The sequence below is a fragment of the Azohydromonas lata NBRC 102462 genome, from assembly GCF_001571085.1.
Lineage (GTDB): Bacteria > Pseudomonadota > Gammaproteobacteria > Burkholderiales > Burkholderiaceae_C > Azohydromonas > Azohydromonas lata.
Window position 1 is genome coordinate 22700 of record NZ_BCTC01000031.1, and the last position, 15888, is coordinate 38587.

Here is a 15888-nt window from a genome sequence, read left to right on the forward strand (position 1 = left end):
GCCCATGAACCAGGCCGCGCGCTGCCCAAAATGCCGCACGGCCTTCCGCGTACAGCCGCAGTTGCTGCAGACCTCCGGCGGTTGGGCGCGCTGTGGCCAGTGCGGCGAAGTTTTCAATGCGCTGCAGGCGCTGGTGGCGGTGGCGCCCTCCCCGCCGCCGCCCGCACGGCCGGCACCGGCTGGAGCGCCGGCGTCCAGCCCCTGGGCCGGACCGGGCCCCGCGGGTCGCGCCGCGAATGCCAGCCAGGCGCAAAACAGCCGCTTGCCGCCCGTGTCGTCGCTGTACCGCCGCGCCGAGCCTGGGCCCGCCGCGACGCTGCCCCCTCGCCCAACACCGGCGTCACCGGCCTTCGTGCCGCCCGCAAAGCCCGCCTTCACGCCGCGCGCAGCGGATCTCCCGCCGACGGTTGCATCGACACCCACGCCATTTGCCGACGTGCCTGCGGCCCCTGCGGCCTGGGAGAACTCGCGCTTTCCCGCCGCCGCCGCATACGGGCTGGACGATATGGTCGCACCCGGCATCGCGGTACAAACGCCCTCGGAGCCGCCCGCCAGCCCAAGCGCAGCGGCTGCCGACAGTGCAATGCCTTCCGCACCGGTGGCGCTGCCGGAGCCCGTGGCCACGGCTGGCGCCAGCCGCACACCGCCCTCCTTTCTTCAGGCACCGGCGCCCGCACGCGAGCCCACCGAGGTCCAGCGCACCTGGTGGTCGGCCGCCGTCACGGTGCTGGCGCTGACGGCACTGCTGCAGGCCGCGCTCATTGCCCGGCCAACGCTGAGCGCGCGCTATCCCGCCATGCGCCCGCTGCTGCACCCGCTGTGCGTGCTCACGCGCTGCAACGCCGAGGCCGCGCCGCGCCACCTGGCCGCGCTGGCCGTGGAGAGCAGCGCGCTGTCTCGCCTGTCCGGCAACGACCAGCGCTACCGGCTCTCGCTGGTGCTGCGCAACCGCGACACGCAGGCGCTGCGCTGGCCCGCCATCGAGCTGCGGCTCACCGACGCCCAAGGCGTGCTGCTGGTGAAAAAGGTTCTGCGCGTGCGCGACTTGGGCGCCACTGTGGCCGCCATCCCTCCGGGCCAGGAGCAACCGCTCCAGGCCGTGTTGGACATGGGCACGCAGCCCGTGGCGGGCTACTCGGTCGAACTCTTCTATCCCTGACCCCCGGAGCTTCCATGCCCGTTCTCGTTTGCGGCTCATTGGCCTTCGACACCATCACCACCTTCCCCGGCCGCTTTGCACAGCAGATCCTGCCGGAGCAGGTGCACATCCTGAACGTGTCCTTCCTGGTGCCGACGATGCGGCGCGAGTTCGGCGGCTGCGCGGGCAACATCGCCTACACGCTCAAGGCGCTGGGCGGCGAGCCGGTGGTGGCCGCGGCGCTGGGCAACGACGGCGCTCCCTACCTGCAGCGGCTGCAGGACCTGGGCATAGACAGCTCCTGCGTGCGCGTGGAAGCCGACAGCTACACGGCGCAGGCGATGATCATCACCGACACCGACAACAACCAGATCACCGCCTTCCACCCCGGCGCGATGCAGCAGGCGCACCTGATTGACGTGCCCGCCCGCGACGATCTGGCCCTGGGCATCGTGGCGCCCGACGGCCGCGACGCCATGCTGCGCCACGCCGCGCAGTTGCAAGAGCGCGGCATCCCCTTCGTGTTCGACCCGGGCCAAGGCCTGCCCATGTTCGACGGCGAGGCACTGCGCGGCTTCATCGCGCAAGCCACCTGGGTGGCGGTCAACGACTACGAGGCGCGCATGCTGTGCGAGCGCACAGGCCAGAGCCTGGAGCAGATCTCGCGCCAGCCGCATCTCCAGGGCGTGATCGTGACCTTGGGCGCGCAGGGCTGCGAGGTCTGGGTGCAGGGCGAGCGCACGCTGGTGGCGGGCGTGGAGGCTGAGCGCGTGGTCGACCCCACGGGCTGCGGCGACGCCTTCCGCGGCGGCTTGCTCTACGGCCTGGAGCGCGGCTGGGAACTGGTGCGCTGCGTCGAGTTGGGCAACCGCATGGGCGCGCTCAAGATTGCGCAGGCCGGCCCGCAGAACCACCGCGTCGAGCCCATTGCCGCTTGAGCACTGCGGGCAACGCGACAGCCATTGAAATGAACAAGGGCCCAACGGGCCCTTGTTTTTTTCAGACCTGCAAGAAGCGAAGCCCTTGAAAACACGCGGCCCGCAAGGCCGTGAGGCCTGCGGGCCGTTGCTGTACGCGCCGCTGGCGCGGCGCGACGGCTCAGGGCTTTTCGCCCGTCGGGAAGGGCCAGGCGGCGGCAGGGCTCAGGGCCGTCTTGGCCGAGGCCGTACCGGCAGCGGCGGCAGCCTTCTTGGCCGGGGCCTTCTTGGCAGCGGCCTTCTTGGCCGGAGCGGCAGCCTTCTTGGCAGCGGCCTTCTTGGCCGGGGCAGCAGCCTTCTTCGCCGGAGCGGCGGCGGCCTTCTTGGCGGCGGCCTTCTTGGCCGGTGCCGGAGCAGCGGCGGCCTTCTTGGCGGCAGCCTTCTTCGCCGGGGCCGCAGCGGTCTTGGCCGCGGCCTTCTTGGCCGGAGCGGCAGCCTTCTTGGCAGCGGCCTTCTTCGCCGGCGCCGGAGCGGCAGCAGCCTTCTTGGCGGCGGCCTTCTTTGCCGGGGCCGCAGCGGCCTTCTTGGCGGCAGCCTTCTTGGCCGGCGCGGGGGCCGGCGCCGGGGCCGCAGCCGCCTTCTTGGCGGCAGCCTTCTTGGCCGGTGCCTCGGCCGCCTTCTTCGCCGCAGCCTTTTTGGCCGGGGCCTTCTTCGCAGTTGCCATCACGTTCTCCTTGATCAAGTGACAAAGCGCCGCGCCGCGTTGCCGCGGCCCGGCTGCTCACCGTCCGTTGTTCTGCCCTCTAGGGGTGTCCGGTACGGTGAACGCGGGAGCGCAGGCCCGGCAGCGCTTCTGCTGTCGCCGCTTGGGCCTGCGCGGATCTTGATCGCTTGCTTCTTCTTATGGTCCGGTGATCGGCTCACGGCAAGGCGCCTGCCCGCGGGCTGCCTGCCTTGCCGCCGACTTCAGCGGGCTGCTGCGCAGAAAGGCCTGTGCGGCCTATGGGGCCTGGCCGGCCGTTGCGTCCGTCTGGCACCGGCTCCATGGGCCGGCACCGTGGACTCGGCCAGGGCGTTCAGTCCCAGCTCAGCGCGCCGCCGCTTTGATACTCGATCACGCGGGTTTCGAAAAAGTTGCGCTCCTTCTTCAGGTCAATCATTTCGCTCATCCACGGGAACGGGTTGTCCTCGTTGGGGAAGAGCGCCTCCAGGCCGATCTGCGTGGCGCGCCGGTTGGCGATGTAGCGCAGGTAGCCCTTGAACATCGATGCATTGAGGCCCAGCACGCCACGCGGCATGGTGTCCTCGGCGTAGCGGTACTCCAGGTCCACCGCCTTGAGGAACAGCGCCTTGATCTCGGCGCGGAACTCAGGCGTCCACAGCTGCGGGTTCTCAAGCTTGATCTGGTTGATCAGGTCGATGCCGAAATTGCAGTGCATCGACTCGTCGCGCAGGATGTACTGGTACTGCTCGGCGGCACCGGTCATCTTGTTCTGCCGGCCCAGTGCCAGGATCTGCGTGAAGCCGACGTAGAAGAACAGGCCTTCCATCAGGCAGGCGAAGACGATGAGGCTCTTGAGCAGCGTCTGGTCGGCCTGCAGCGTGCCGGTCTTGAAGGTCGGGTCCATGATCGCGTCGATGAACGGGATCAGGAACTCGTCCTTGTCGCGGATGGACTGGACCTCGTGGTAGGCGTTGAAGATCTCGCCCTCGTCCAGGCCCAGCGACTCCACGATGTACTGGTAGGCGTGCGTGTGGATGGCCTCCTCGAAGGCTTGGCGCAGCAGGAACTGGCGGCACTCCGGCGCCGTGATGTGGCGGTAGGTGCCCAGCGTGATGTTGTTGGCCGCCAGCGAGTCGGCCGTGACGAAGAAGCCCAGGTTGCGCTTGATGATGCGGCGCTCGTCCTCGCTCAGGCCGTTGGGGTCCTTCCAGGTCGCGATGTCGCGCGACATGTTGATCTCCTGCGGCATCCAGTGGTTGGCGCAGGTGGCGAGGTACTTCTCCCAGGCCCACTTGTACTTGAAGGGGACGAGCTGGTTGACGTCGGTCTGGCCGTTGATGATGCGCTTGTCGGCCACGTTGACGCGGCGCTGGCTCAGGGCTTGGGCCGATGCGGAGGAAGCAGCCGGCTGCGCCTGCGGCGCGGAGGCGAACGAGGGGGCAGCGATGGAGGCGGCGGGCACCTCGCCCAGGCCTTGCGAAGGATTGCTTGGGGTCGTCTGCGGCGTATGCGCTTCGCCTTGGACGTCGTCTTCCCAGACCAGCATGTGTGTACTTCCTAATGTGTGGAAATTATGAGAGGGATGCGATCAAACACCAAGCACTTGTTGCCTCATTGCGCAGCAGCCTGAGGGCCTGCGCCAGCGCTGCAAAGCGGACTTCGTGCAAGAAGTCCGCTTTGCAACCATGAGGCGTCAGCAAGCGGCTTGCCGATCGCTTCCCGCCAAGGTCGCTGCAGCGCTTACTGGCAGGCCTCGCAGCCGGGGTCGTCGATGGCGCAGAACTTGACGTCGGTGGCCGGCACGTCGGCTTCGACGGTTGCGGGAGCCATCACCGTGGCCGGGGCCGACAGCGACGACACGGCGTTGAGCGCACCGGCCTTCACGGTGGACTTCTCCACGTGCGTGGCCGCCATGGTGCGCAGGTAGTACGTGGTCTTGAGGCCGCGCAGCCAGGCCAGCTTGTAGGTCTCGTCGAGCTTCTTGCCCGAGGCGCCGGCCATGTAGAGGTTCAGGCTCTGGGCCTGGTCAATCCACTTCTGGCGGCGCGCGGCGGCCTCCACCAGCCAGTGCGTCTCGACCTCGAAGGCCGTGGCGTAGAGCTGCTTGAGCTCGGCGGGCACGCGGTCGATGCGGCGCAGCGAACCGTCGAAGTGCTTGAGGTCCATGAGCATCACGTCGTCCCACAGGTTCAGCGCCTTGAGGTCGCGCACCAGGTACTCGTTGATGACGGTGAACTCGCCCGACAGGTTGGACTTCACCGAGAGGTTGCCGAAGCAGGGCTCGATGGAGGCATCCACGCCGATGATGTTGGAGATGGTGGCCGTGGGGGCGATGGCCACGCAGTTGCTGTTGCGCATGCCGTGGGCCTTGATCTGCTCGCGCAGCGCGTCCCAGTCCATGGTGGAGGCCGTGTCGGCCTCGATGTAGCCGCCGCGCTCCTGGGCCAGCAGCTTGAGCGTGTCCAGCGGCAGGATGCCGCGGCTCCACAGCGAGCCGTCGTAGCTGGAGTAGTGCCCGCGCTCGGCCGCGAGCTCCGTGGAGGCCCAGTAGGCGTAGTAGCACAGCGCTTCCATGGAGCGGTCGGCGAACTCCACCGCCGCCTGGCTGGCGTAGGGGGTGCGCAACTGGTAGAGCGCGTCCTGGAAGCCCATCACGCCCAGGCCCACGGGACGGTGGCGCTCGTTGGCGCGGCGCGCCTTTTCCACCGCGTAGTAATTGATGTCGATGACGTTGTCGAGCATGCGCATGGCCGTGCGCACGGTCTTGCGCAGCTTGTCATGGTCGATGCCGCCATCCTTGACGTGGTGCGCCAGGTTCACCGAGCCCAGGTTGCACACGGCGATCTCGTCGGGGCCGGTGTTGAGCGTGATCTCGGTGCACAGGTTGGAGGAGTGCACCACGCCCACGTGCTGCTGCGGGCTGCGCACGTTGCAGGCGTCCTTGAACGTGATCCAGGGATGCCCGGTCTCGAACAGCATGGTGAGCATCTTGCGCCACAGGTCGCGGGCGGCCATGCGCTTGAAGAGCTTGATCTCGCCGCGGTCGGCCATGGCTTCATAGGCCACGTAGGCCTGCTCGAAGGCCTTGCCGAACTTGTCGTGCAGGTCCGGGCAGTTGGAGGGCGAGAACAGCGTCCAGGGGCCGCCTTCCATCACGCGCTGCATGAACAGGTCCGGAACCCAGTTCGCGGTGTTCATGTCGTGGGTGCGGCGGCGGTCGTCGCCGGTGTTCTTGCGCAGCTCCAGGAACTCCTCGATGTCCAGGTGCCAGGTCTCCAGGTAGGCGCACACGGCGCCCTTGCGCTTGCCGCCCTGGTTGACGGCCACGGCCGTGTCGTTGACCACCTTGAGGAAGGGGACGACGCCCTGGCTCTTGCCGTTGGTGCCCTTGATGTAGGAGCCCAGCGCGCGCACGTTGGTCCAGTCGTTGCCCAGGCCGCCGGCGAACTTGGACAGCAGCGCGTTTTCCTTGAGCGCCTCGTAGATGCCTTCGAGGTCGTCGGACACGGTGGTCAGGTAGCAGCTGGAGAGCTGCGAGCGACGCGTGCCGGCATTGAACAGCGTGGGCGTGCTGCTCATGAAGTCGAAGCTGGAGAGCACGTCGTAGAACTCGATGGCGCGCGCCTCGCGGTTGGTCTTCTCGCCCAGCGCCAGGCCCATGGCCACGCGCATGAAGAAGGCCTGCGGCAGCTCGATGCGCTGCTCGTCGATGTGCAGGAAGTAGCGGTCCACCAGGGTCTGCAGGCCCAGGTAGTCGAACTGCAGGTCGCGATCGGCCTTGAGCGCGGCACCCAGGCGGGCCAGGTCAAAGCCCAGCAGCGCCTCGTCCAGCAGCTCGGCCTTCACGCCCCTGGCGATGAAGCCGGGGAAGTACTCGGCGTAGCGCGCGGCCATCTCGGCATGCGTGACCTCGCTGCCCAGCACCTGCTTGCGCACCGTGTGCAGCAGCAGACGGGCGGTGGCGCGGGTGTAGCCGGGTTCCTTCTCGATGAGGGTGCGCGCGGCCAGGATGGCGGCCTTGTGCACCTCTTCCATGGGCACGCCGTCGTAGAGGTTGCGGTGCGTCTCGGCCAGGATGGGCGCGGGCAGCACGTCGGCCCCCAGGTCCGCGCAGGCGGACTCGACCAGGGCGTGCAGGCGCGCCTCGTTCAGCGGCACGCGCTGGCCGTCCTCCGTCACGTGCAGCACGGGCTTGGCGGCCGCGGCTTGGGCGGCGGCTGCCGCGGCGGCGGCGCGCTGGGCGCGCTCCTGCGCATGGCGCTCGCGGTAGAGCACGTAGGCGCGGGCCACGTCGTGGTGGCCGCCGCGCATGAGCTGCAGCTCCACCTGGTCCTGCACGTCCTCGATGTGGAAGGTGCCGCCGGCCGGGCGCGAGCGCAGCAGCGAGCGCACCACGGCCTCGGTGAGCGCATCCACCGTCTCGCGCACGCTGGCCGAGGCCGCGCCCTGGCTGCCCCGCACGGCCAGGAAGGCCTTCATCAGCGCCACCGCGATCTTGCTGGGCGTGAAGGCGACCACCGCCCCGTTGCGCCGGATGATCTGGTAGCCCTCGTAGGTCTCGCGCGCTGCCGGCGCGGAGGCCTCGCCGATGAAGACGCCTTCGGCGTCCGTGGGGGTGTGCAGTTCAGGTGCGCTCATGTCTTTCCTTCTGGTCAAGAGAGCCTTGCGCCGCCGCAAGCCTGTGGCTTGCGGCCGGGCAAAGGCTCCACAGCCGCCGCGGCGATGCCCAGGCATCAAGGGCCTGCGAGCCGGGGCGTGTGCAAAAACTTGTGGATAACCGGTGGGCCGCTGGTGGATAGCGGACACTACCTGTGGGGTGCAGAGGCGTATTAGACCACTACATCTAGTGTCGGAAAAGCCAAAGTCACCAAATTGCCACGCTTGCGTGATGGCTTGCCCAAAACGGCATCCGGCTTGCAGTGGGCGCGCGAGAACCGCCGCAGCGGACGCGGGAGGTTGCGCGAGAAACCGAATTCGGACAGGGATTCAGGCGGGCCTGCGCAGCGAATGCCCTTGTGCCTGCCAGCCGCTCAGGCGCTCCAGCAGCGGCCAACTGAAGCCGGCGCCGGGGTCGTGCTTGCGGCCGGGCGCGACGTCTTCGTGGCCCGTGGCTTCGCTCAAGGGATAGCGTGCCGCCAGCGCCCAAAGCAGGCGGGCGAGGCAGCGGTACTGCACGGCGGTGAAGTGCTCGCCCTCCAGCCCTTCAAGCTCTATGCCTATGGAGTAGTCGTTGCAGTTGTCGCGGCCACGCCAGGCGGAGCGGCCCGCATGCCAGGCGCGCGCATCGCAGGAGACGAACTGCAGCAGCTCGCCGCCGCGGCGCAGCAGGAAGTGCGCGGACACTTCCAGGCCGCGTATCTGCTGGAAATAGGGATGGGCGTCCCAGTCCAGCCGGTTGGTGAAAAGGCGCTCTATGGCGTCGCCGCCATAGACGCCAGGCGGCAGGCTGATGGAGTGGATGACCGCCAGGTCGATGCTCACGCCCGCGGGGCGCGGGCCGAAGTTGGGCGACGGGCAGCGCCGCGCCGCCGCGTACCAGCCCTGCTCCCAGGCCGCGCCGTCCGCGGGCGGCGGCACCCAGGCGCTCATGACGTGCGCGGACCGGCGATGCGGTGCGGGACGCTGCAGAACACCCGGCCCTGCTCGTCCAGCACCGCTTCGCTGCGCGGCAGGTGCAGCCCGCAGTGGCTGCAGCGCACCATGGCTTCCAGCCGCGGCGGGCTGTTGCGGCGCGGCGGCGCAGGCGGCGGCGGCAAGGACGCGCGGCGCATGGCCCACAGCACCACGAAGACCACGGCAATCAGCAGCAGGAACTTCAGCATGGTGCGGACCTCGCGGCGAGGGCCGGGCGCAGGCGCGGGGCGGACGGTGTGTTCATGGCGGGAACGGCGGCGCGGGGCTGCGGCAGGGCGACGGCGTCACACGGTGCGGTGCAGCACCACCTCCATCACGAAGCGCGAGCCGATGTAGGCCAGCAGCAGCAGTGCAGCGCCCGCATAAAGCCAGCGGGTGGCGCGCCGTCCGCGCCAGCCCCAGGCCAGCCGTCCGCCGATGAGCAGGGCGAACGTGGCCCAACCCAGCAGCGAGAACACCGTCTTGTGGTCCCAGCGCCAATGCGGGCTGAGCCAGGCGCCCAGCAGCAGCGCGGCGCTGAGCACCACGAAGCCAGCCTCGACGAAGCGGAAGGTCAGCCGCTCCAGCCGCAGCAGCGGCAGACCGAACGGGCCGCCACCGCCCTGCGGCGGGATGAGTTTCAGGCGCATCTGCCGCTCGGCGCGGTCCAGCAGCATGGCGTGCAGCACCGCGGCGCCGAAAAGGCCATAGGAGGCGATGCCCAGCATCCAGTGCAGCGGCATCCAGGCCGAGCCGCTTTCGTCCAGGCGTATCTCGCCGGGAAAGGCCGCGGCCAGCAGCACCACCGGCGCACCCACCGTGGCGAGCTGGCGCCGCACGCCCGGCAGCGAGAAGAGGCGGCTTTCCACCGCGTGCACGGCGAGCACGAACCACACCGTCAGCGACAGCGCCGGGCCGAACCCGAAGCGCACGCCCGGCGGCTCGCGGCCCACGGCGCCTATCTCCAGCGCCAGCGCCACACCGTGCAGCACCCAGCCCAACTGCAGCGCAGCCGTGTGCAGCCGGCGGCCATCGGGCGCAGGCATCAGGGCGATGAGGTAGGCCACCACGGCGCCCAACGCGGGCAGCCAAGGCCATGCGACGGAAGCCGCGGCAGGGCCGGACGATAAAATCATCCGAACAGTGTACTTTCGCGGCCAGCGCCTCCCGGCGCGCTACAGCCGCCCTCCCCGCCATGGCCTCTGCCCTTACCGACCGTCTGTCACGCCTGGTCAAGACCATGCGCGGCCAAGCCCGCATCACCGAGAGCAACGTGCAGGACATGTTGCGCGAGGTGCGCATGGCACTGCTCGAAGCCGACGTGGCGCTGCCCGTCGTCCGCGACTTCATCGCCCGCGTCAAAGAGAAGGCGCTGGGCCAGGAGGTGGTGGGCTCGCTCAACCCCGGCCAGGCGCTGGTGGGCATCGTCAACAAGGAGCTCGCCGCGACCATGGGCGAGGGCGTGGCCGACATCAACCTCGCCGCGCAGCCGCCGGCGGTGATCCTGATGGCGGGCCTGCAAGGCGCGGGCAAGACGACCACCACCGCCAAGCTGGCCAAGCACCTCATAGAGCGCCGCCGCAAGAAGGTGCTCACCGTCTCGGCCGACGTCTACCGCCCCGCCGCCATCGAGCAGCTCAAGACGGTGACCAAGCAGGCCGGCGCCGAGTGGTTCCCCTCCGCGCCCAACCAGCAGCCGCGCGACATCGCGCTGGCGGCGCTGGACCACGCGCGGCGCCACTACTTCGACGTGCTGCTGGTGGACACGGCCGGCCGCCTGGCCATCGACGAAGCGCTGATGGCCGAGATCCGCGACCTGCACGCCACGCTCAAGCCGGTGGAGACGCTGTTCGTGGTGGACGCCATGCAGGGCCAGGACGCCATCAACACCGCGCGCGCCTTCAAGGAGGCGCTGCCGCTCACCGGCATCGTGCTGACCAAGCTGGACGGCGACTCCCGCGGCGGCGCGGCGCTGTCGGTGCGCCAGGTCACGGGCGCGCCCATCAAGTTCGCCGGCGTGTCCGAGAAGATCGACGGGCTGGAGGTGTTCGATGCCGAGCGCCACGCCGGGCGCGTGCTGGGCATGGGCGACATCGTGGCCCTGGTCGAGGAAGTCCAGAAGGGCGTGGACCTGGATGCGGCGCAGAAGCTCGCCGCCAAGGTCAAGAGCGGCGACGGTTTTGACCTCAACGACTTCCTGGCCCAAATCAGCCAGATGAAGAAGATGGGCGGCCTGTCCGGGCTGATGGACAAGCTGCCGGCCCAGATCGCCGCCAAGGCCGGCCAGGCCGACATGGACCGCGCCGAGCGCGACGTGCGGCGCATGGAAGGCATCATCAATTCCATGACGGCGCTGGAGCGGCGCAAGCCCGAGCTCATCAAGGCCAGCCGCAAGCGCCGCATCGCCGCGGGCGCGGGCGTGCAGGTGCACGAGGTGAACAAGCTGCTCAACCAGTTCGAGCAGATGCAGGGCATGATGAAGAAGATGAAGGGCGGCGGCCTCATGAAGATGATGAAGCGCATGGGCGGCATGAAGGGCCTCAAGGGCATGCTGCCGCCGGGCATGGGCGGCTGACGCGCGTCACGCGAAGGCACAAGACAAAGAGGGCGGGCGCCGCGAGGCACCCGCCCTCTTCTCTATGTGACTGTTCCCTGTTGCCGCAGCGGCCGCGTCAGCCCAGCAGCGCCTGCGCGAACTCGCGGGCGTTGAAGGTTTCCAGGTCTTCCAGCTTTTCGCCCACGCCGATGAAGTACACCGGCACGGGGCGCTCGCGCGCGATGGCGGCCAGCACGCCGCCCTTGGCGGTGCCGTCGAGCTTGGTGACCACCAGGCCCGTGAGCTGCAGCGCCTCGTCGAAGGCTTTCACTTGGGCCAGGGCGTTCTGGCCGGTGTTGCCGTCCACCACCAGCAGCACCTCGTGCGGCGCGTCGGCCTGGGCCTTGGCGATGACGCGGCGGATCTTCTTGAGCTCTTCCATCAGGTGCAGCTGCGTGGGCAGCCGGCCCGCGGTGTCGGCGATCACCACGTCGCAGCCGCGTGCGCGGCCGGCCACCACGGCGTCGTAGGTCACGGCGGCCGGGTCGCCGCCTTCCTGGCTCACGATCTCCACGCGGTTGCGGCCGGCCCACACGGCGAGCTGCTCACGCGCCGCGGCACGGAAGGTGTCGGCCGCGGCCAGCAGCACGCGCTGCTCGGCGTCGGCCAGGTGGCGGGTGAGCTTGCCGATGCTGGTGGTCTTGCCCGCGCCGTTGACGCCCACGACCATGACCACCGTGGGCGACGCTTCGCCAATGGCCAGCGGCTTTTCCAGCGGCGCCAGCAGCTCGGCGATGGCGTCCACCAGCAGCGCCTTGACGGCCGCGGGGTCGCTGGCCTTGGCGTCCTTGACGCGGCGCTTGAGGTCCTTGAGCAGGAACTCGGTGGCCTTGACGCCGGCGTCGGCCATGAGCAGCGCCTCTTCGAGCTGCTCGTACAAGTCCTCGTCGATCTTGGTGCCGGTGAAGACCTGGGCGATGCCGCTGCCGGTCTTGCGCAGGCCCAGCTTCAAACGCTCCATCCAGCCCGCGCGCGGGGCGGTGGGCTTCTCGGCGGTTTCCATGATCTCCGGCTCGGCGGCGGGCTCGACCGGCGCGGGCGCAGGCGCCGATATGGGGGCGGGTTCGGCCTCGGACTTGCCGAACAGGCCACCGAACCAGCCGCTGCGCGCCGCCGGAGCCTCGGCGGCCGGCGGGACGACAGGCGCGTCAGCGGCAGCGGGCGAAGCTTCAGGAATGACCTGCGGCTCGGCCGGCGGCGGGGGCGCCTTCTTCTTGAAAAAGCTGAACATGAAGAAATTGTCTGATGAATTCGCTAAGGGGCTTGCGTCGAAGTTAAAAATATCGATAGAATGGCGGTCTCGCAGGCGCTTTAGCTCAGTCGGTTAGAGCGACGGAATCATAATCCGCAGGTCCGGGGTTCGAATCCCTGAAGCGCCACCAAACACGAAGCCCTGCAGGCCACAAGCCTGCAGGGCTTTTCGCTTTGGGCGAACGGCGGGCACAGGCGAGAGTTCAAAGCAAAGATGCAGCAACGGGCATGCTCAGCGCCATGAAGTTTTTCTCATCTTTCGCACTGCTCGACGATTGCACCGCGTCGGACGCGGCGCCGCGCAGCCGGCTCTACGCCGATCTCGTGCGCGAGCACCGCTGCACCGACCCGCGCACGCTGGACGCCGTGTGCGCCGCGGCCCAGTCCGACCTGCGCGCCGGGCTGCACGCCGTGCTGCTGGTGGACTACGAATGGGGCGCCAAGCTGCTGAACGCCGGACAGGAGGCATTGCCCCACGGCGACGCCTCCTGCCTGCGGTTGCTGATGTTCCGCGAGCTGCGCCGCTTGAGCGGCGACGAGGTGCAGGCCTGGCTGGCCGGGCAGGACGCGGCCCTGGCAGCCGATCTGCCCACCGCCGGGCTGCTGCCGCTGCAGCCCAGCCTGGACCGCCAGGCCTTCGACGCCGCCATCGCATGCATCCACGAGGCCATACGCGCCGGCGAGAGTTACCAGGTCAACTTCACTTACCGGCTCACCGGTGAAGCCTACGGCGAGCCGCTGCGGCTGTACCGCCGGCTGCGCCAGCGCCAGAGCGTGCCTTACGGCGCCTTCATACAACTGGAGGACGGCACCAGCGTGCTGTCGTGCTCGCCGGAGCTGTTCCTGCGCCACGAGCAGGGACGGCTGACGGCGCGCCCAATGAAGGGCACGTCCGCGCGTCTGCCTGACGCGCAGGCGGACGCGACCGCGGCGCTGGCGCTGGCGCAGGACGCCAAGAACCGCGCCGAGAACCTGATGATCGTGGACCTGCTGCGCAACGACCTGGGCCGCATCGCCCAAACCGGCTCGGTGCGCGTGCCCGCCCTCTTCACCGTGGAGCCGCACGGCGTGGTGTGGCAGATGACGTCCACGATTGAGGCCCGCGCGCTGCCGGGGCTGGACCTGCCCGCCCTGCTGCGCGCCACCTTCCCCTGCGGCTCCATCACCGGCGCGCCCAAGCTGCGCACCATGGAGCTGATCGCCGGGCTGGAAAGCACGCCGCGGGGCCTGTACTGCGGCGCCATAGGCTGGCTGGATGCGCCACGCGGCGATGCCGCCTGCGGCGACTTCTGCTGTTCGGTGGCCATACGCACGCTGGTGCTGGGCCCGCAAGGCGAAGGCGGGCTGCGTCCCGTGCGCATGGGCGTGGGCGCGGGCATCGTGCTGGACAGCGACGCCGCCGCCGAATTCGAGGAGTGCCGGCTCAAAGCCCGCTTTGCCACCGGGCTGGGCCACGAGTTCGAGCTGTTCGAAACCCTGTTCGCGCAGCAGCCGCAGGGCTTCAGGCATTTGGACAGGCACCTCGCGCGGCTGTGCCGCAGCGCCCAGGCCTTGGGTTTCAAGCTGGACGAACAGGCGGCGCGGCGCCGGCTCGATGCCGCGCTCTGCGCCTTGCCCGCCGACGTGCCGCACCGCGTGCGCCTGGCCCTGGGCCATGACGGCCAGCTCGGCGTGACGCAGGCGCCGCTGGCGCCCCTGGCTGGCGGCCCCGCGGGCCTGCTGCTGGCCGGGGAGCCGCTGGCGCCCTCCCCGCTGTCAGCCCACAAGACCACGCTGCGCGCGCGCTACGACGCCGGCGTGCGTGCGGCGCAGCAGGCCGGCGCCTTCGACACGCTGTTCTTCACGCCGCAAGGCCATTTGATTGAAGGCGGGCGCAGCAACGTCTTCGTCCAGCTCGACGGCCGCTGGTGGACGCCGCCCTTGGGCGACGGCGCGCTGCCGGGCGTCATGCGCGAGGTGGCGATGGGACAGCTCGACGCCGCCGAGCGCAGCCTGCGGCGTGAGGATTTGGCGCGCGCTGAATTTTTGATCGTCTGCAATGCCTTGCGTGGCTTGCTGCCGGCCCGCCTGGTGGCGGCCGACTAAAATTTCGCCTTTCGCCCGCGGGCCCTCAGGCCCGCATCCCACACAGCCCCTGGATCTACACCATGCCCGCTGTGCCGGCGCCTCCCTTGAGATGACCAGGGGGCGAGCCGCCGTCTCGCGCATGGATCCGGATCACATGCCAGCGCCTTGCGCTGAAGGATCCTCATGAGCGCCAAGAAAGTTTTCATCCGCACCTTCGGCTGCCAGATGAACGAGTACGACTCGGACAAGATGGCCGACGTGCTGCAGGCCGTCGAAGGCTACGAACCCACGGACGACGTGGAGCAGGCCGACCTCATCCTCTTCAACACCTGCTCGGTGCGGGAGAAGGCGCAGGAAAAGGTCTTCTCCGACCTGGGCCGCGTCAAGCACCTCAAGCAAAAGGGCGTGCTCATTGGCGTGGGCGGCTGCGTGGCCAGCCAGGAAGGGGCAGCCATCATCGAGCGCGCGCCCTACGTGGACATGGTGTTCGGCCCGCAGACCCTGCACCGGCTGCCGCAGATGATCCAGGCGCGCCAGCAGCAAAAGCGCCCGCAGGTGGACATCAGCTTCCCCGAGATCGAGAAGTTCGACCACCTGCCGCCCGCGCGCGTGGAAGGCGCCTCGGCCTTCGTCTCCATCATGGAAGGCTGCTCCAAGTACTGCAGCTATTGCGTGGTGCCCTACACCCGCGGCGAGGAAGTGAGCCGCCCCTTCGAGGACGTGCTCACCGAGGTGGCGGGCCTGGCCGACCAGGGCGTCAAGGAAGTGACGCTGCTGGGCCAGAACGTCAACGCCTACCGCGGCAAGATGGGCGACGGCGAGGAGATCGCCGACTTCGCGCTGCTCATCGAGTACGTGGCCGAGATTCCCGGCATAGAGCGCATCCGCTACACCACCAGCCACCCCAACGAGTTCACGCAGCGGCTCATAGACGTCTACGCCAAGGTGCCGCAACTGGTGAGCCACCTGCACCTGCCGGTGCAGCACGGCAGCGACCGCGTGCTCATGGCCATGAAGCGCGGCTACACGGCGCTGGAATACAAGAGCACCATCCGCAAGCTGCGCGCGGTGCGGCCGGACATCAGCCTGTCCAGCGACTTCATCGTCGGCTTCCCCGGCGAGACGCAGGACGATTTCGAGCGCACGCTCAAGCTGATCGAGGACGTGGGCTTTGACGCCAGCTTCAGCTTCGTGTTCTCGCCGCGCCCCGGCACGCCGGCCGCGGCGCTGCAGGACGACACGCCGCAGGAGGTGAAGCTCAAGCGGCTGCAGCAATTGCAGGCGCTGATAGAGGGCAACGTGCGCCGCATCAGCGACAGCCGCGTCGGCACGTTGCAGCGCATCCTGGTCGAAGGCCCCTCGCGCAAGGACCCGGCCGAGCTCATGGGCCGCACCGAGTGCAACCGCATCGTCAACTTCAAGGGCCAGCCGCGACTGGTGGGGCAGATGGTGGAAGTGCGCATCACGCAGGCGCTGCCGCACTCCCTGCGCGGCGAAATGGTGCTGCGCGGCGACGACGCGGCGGCCTGAAAGGCCGTCAGCACCTCCAAGTGCTGACGCAGCGGCCGCGAACGCCGCCTTG

At 69.1% G+C, this 15888-nt stretch carries 12 protein-coding genes and 1 tRNA gene; 6 read left to right on the forward strand and 7 right to left on the reverse strand.

Annotated features, from left to right (window positions below):
• Positions 1 to 4: 4 nt before the first annotated feature.
• Both ALA01S_RS31770 and ALA01S_RS12940 read left to right on the forward strand, forming a co-directional pair.
• Complete coding sequence (locus ALA01S_RS31770; RefSeq protein WP_169805912.1) at positions 5 to 1159, forward strand: DUF3426 domain-containing protein; 1155 nt, start codon at positions 5 to 7, stop codon at positions 1157 to 1159.
• A gap of 14 nt (positions 1160 to 1173) precedes the next feature.
• Complete coding sequence (locus ALA01S_RS12940) at positions 1174 to 2076, forward strand: carbohydrate kinase family protein (RefSeq protein WP_066336963.1); 903 nt, start codon at positions 1174 to 1176, stop codon at positions 2074 to 2076.
• Positions 2077 to 2236: 160 nt separating this feature from the next.
• Here ALA01S_RS12940 and ALA01S_RS12945 read toward each other — a convergent pair whose 3' ends face one another.
• The 6 genes from ALA01S_RS12945 to ALA01S_RS12970 all read right to left on the reverse strand — a co-directional run bounded on the left by ALA01S_RS12945 (position 2237) and on the right by ALA01S_RS12970 (position 9528).
• A complete protein-coding gene (locus ALA01S_RS12945) occupies positions 2237 to 2779 on the reverse strand; it encodes a histone (protein WP_066337052.1) in 543 nt (180 codons plus the stop codon).
• Between the two features lie 352 nt (positions 2780 to 3131).
• Entirely contained in the window at positions 3132 to 4325 is a 1194-nt protein-coding gene (locus tag ALA01S_RS12950) for a ribonucleotide-diphosphate reductase subunit beta (protein ID WP_066336964.1), read from the reverse strand.
• A gap of 194 nt (positions 4326 to 4519) precedes the next feature.
• Positions 4520 to 7417, reverse strand: coding sequence for a ribonucleoside-diphosphate reductase subunit alpha (locus ALA01S_RS12955; protein ID WP_084267507.1), 2898 nt, complete (start codon positions 7415 to 7417; stop codon positions 4520 to 4522).
• A gap of 348 nt (positions 7418 to 7765) precedes the next feature.
• Complete coding sequence (gene ampD / locus ALA01S_RS12960; RefSeq protein WP_066336968.1) at positions 7766 to 8368, reverse strand: 1,6-anhydro-N-acetylmuramyl-L-alanine amidase AmpD; 603 nt, start codon at positions 8366 to 8368, stop codon at positions 7766 to 7768.
• Entirely contained in the window at positions 8365 to 8601 is a 237-nt protein-coding gene (locus ALA01S_RS12965) for a PP0621 family protein (RefSeq protein ID WP_066336971.1), read from the reverse strand. Before ALA01S_RS12965 ends, ampD begins: the two co-directional genes overlap by 4 nt.
• Before the next feature lie 96 nt (positions 8602 to 8697).
• Entirely contained in the window at positions 8698 to 9528 is an 831-nt protein-coding gene (locus ALA01S_RS12970; RefSeq protein ID WP_066336974.1) for a cytochrome C assembly family protein, read from the reverse strand.
• Between the two features lie 59 nt (positions 9529 to 9587).
• Here ALA01S_RS12970 and ffh point away from each other — a divergent pair, with 59 nt between their 5' ends.
• A complete protein-coding gene (ffh, locus tag ALA01S_RS12975) occupies positions 9588 to 10967 on the forward strand; it encodes a signal recognition particle protein (RefSeq protein WP_066336976.1) in 1380 nt (459 codons plus the stop codon).
• Between the two features lie 97 nt (positions 10968 to 11064).
• Here the strand turns inward: ffh and ftsY are convergent, their stop codons facing one another.
• Complete coding sequence (gene ftsY / locus ALA01S_RS12980) at positions 11065 to 12219, reverse strand: signal recognition particle-docking protein FtsY (RefSeq protein ID WP_066336977.1); 1155 nt, start codon at positions 12217 to 12219, stop codon at positions 11065 to 11067.
• A gap of 74 nt (positions 12220 to 12293) precedes the next feature.
• On the opposite strand from ftsY, the gene ALA01S_RS12985 reads away from it, so the two are divergent.
• From ALA01S_RS12985 to miaB, 3 genes are all read left to right on the forward strand, one after another.
• A tRNA-Met gene (locus tag ALA01S_RS12985) sits at positions 12294 to 12370 on the forward strand.
• A gap of 97 nt (positions 12371 to 12467) precedes the next feature.
• A complete protein-coding gene (gene pabB / locus ALA01S_RS12990; RefSeq protein WP_066336978.1) occupies positions 12468 to 14324 on the forward strand; it encodes an aminodeoxychorismate synthase component I in 1857 nt (618 codons plus the stop codon).
• Between the two features lie 165 nt (positions 14325 to 14489).
• Positions 14490 to 15836 carry a tRNA (N6-isopentenyl adenosine(37)-C2)-methylthiotransferase MiaB gene (gene miaB, locus ALA01S_RS12995; RefSeq protein WP_066336979.1) on the forward strand — a complete coding sequence of 449 codons (1347 nt, stop codon included), beginning with the start codon at positions 14490 to 14492 and terminating at the stop codon, positions 15834 to 15836.
• The last annotated feature ends 52 nt before the right edge of the window (positions 15837 to 15888 follow it).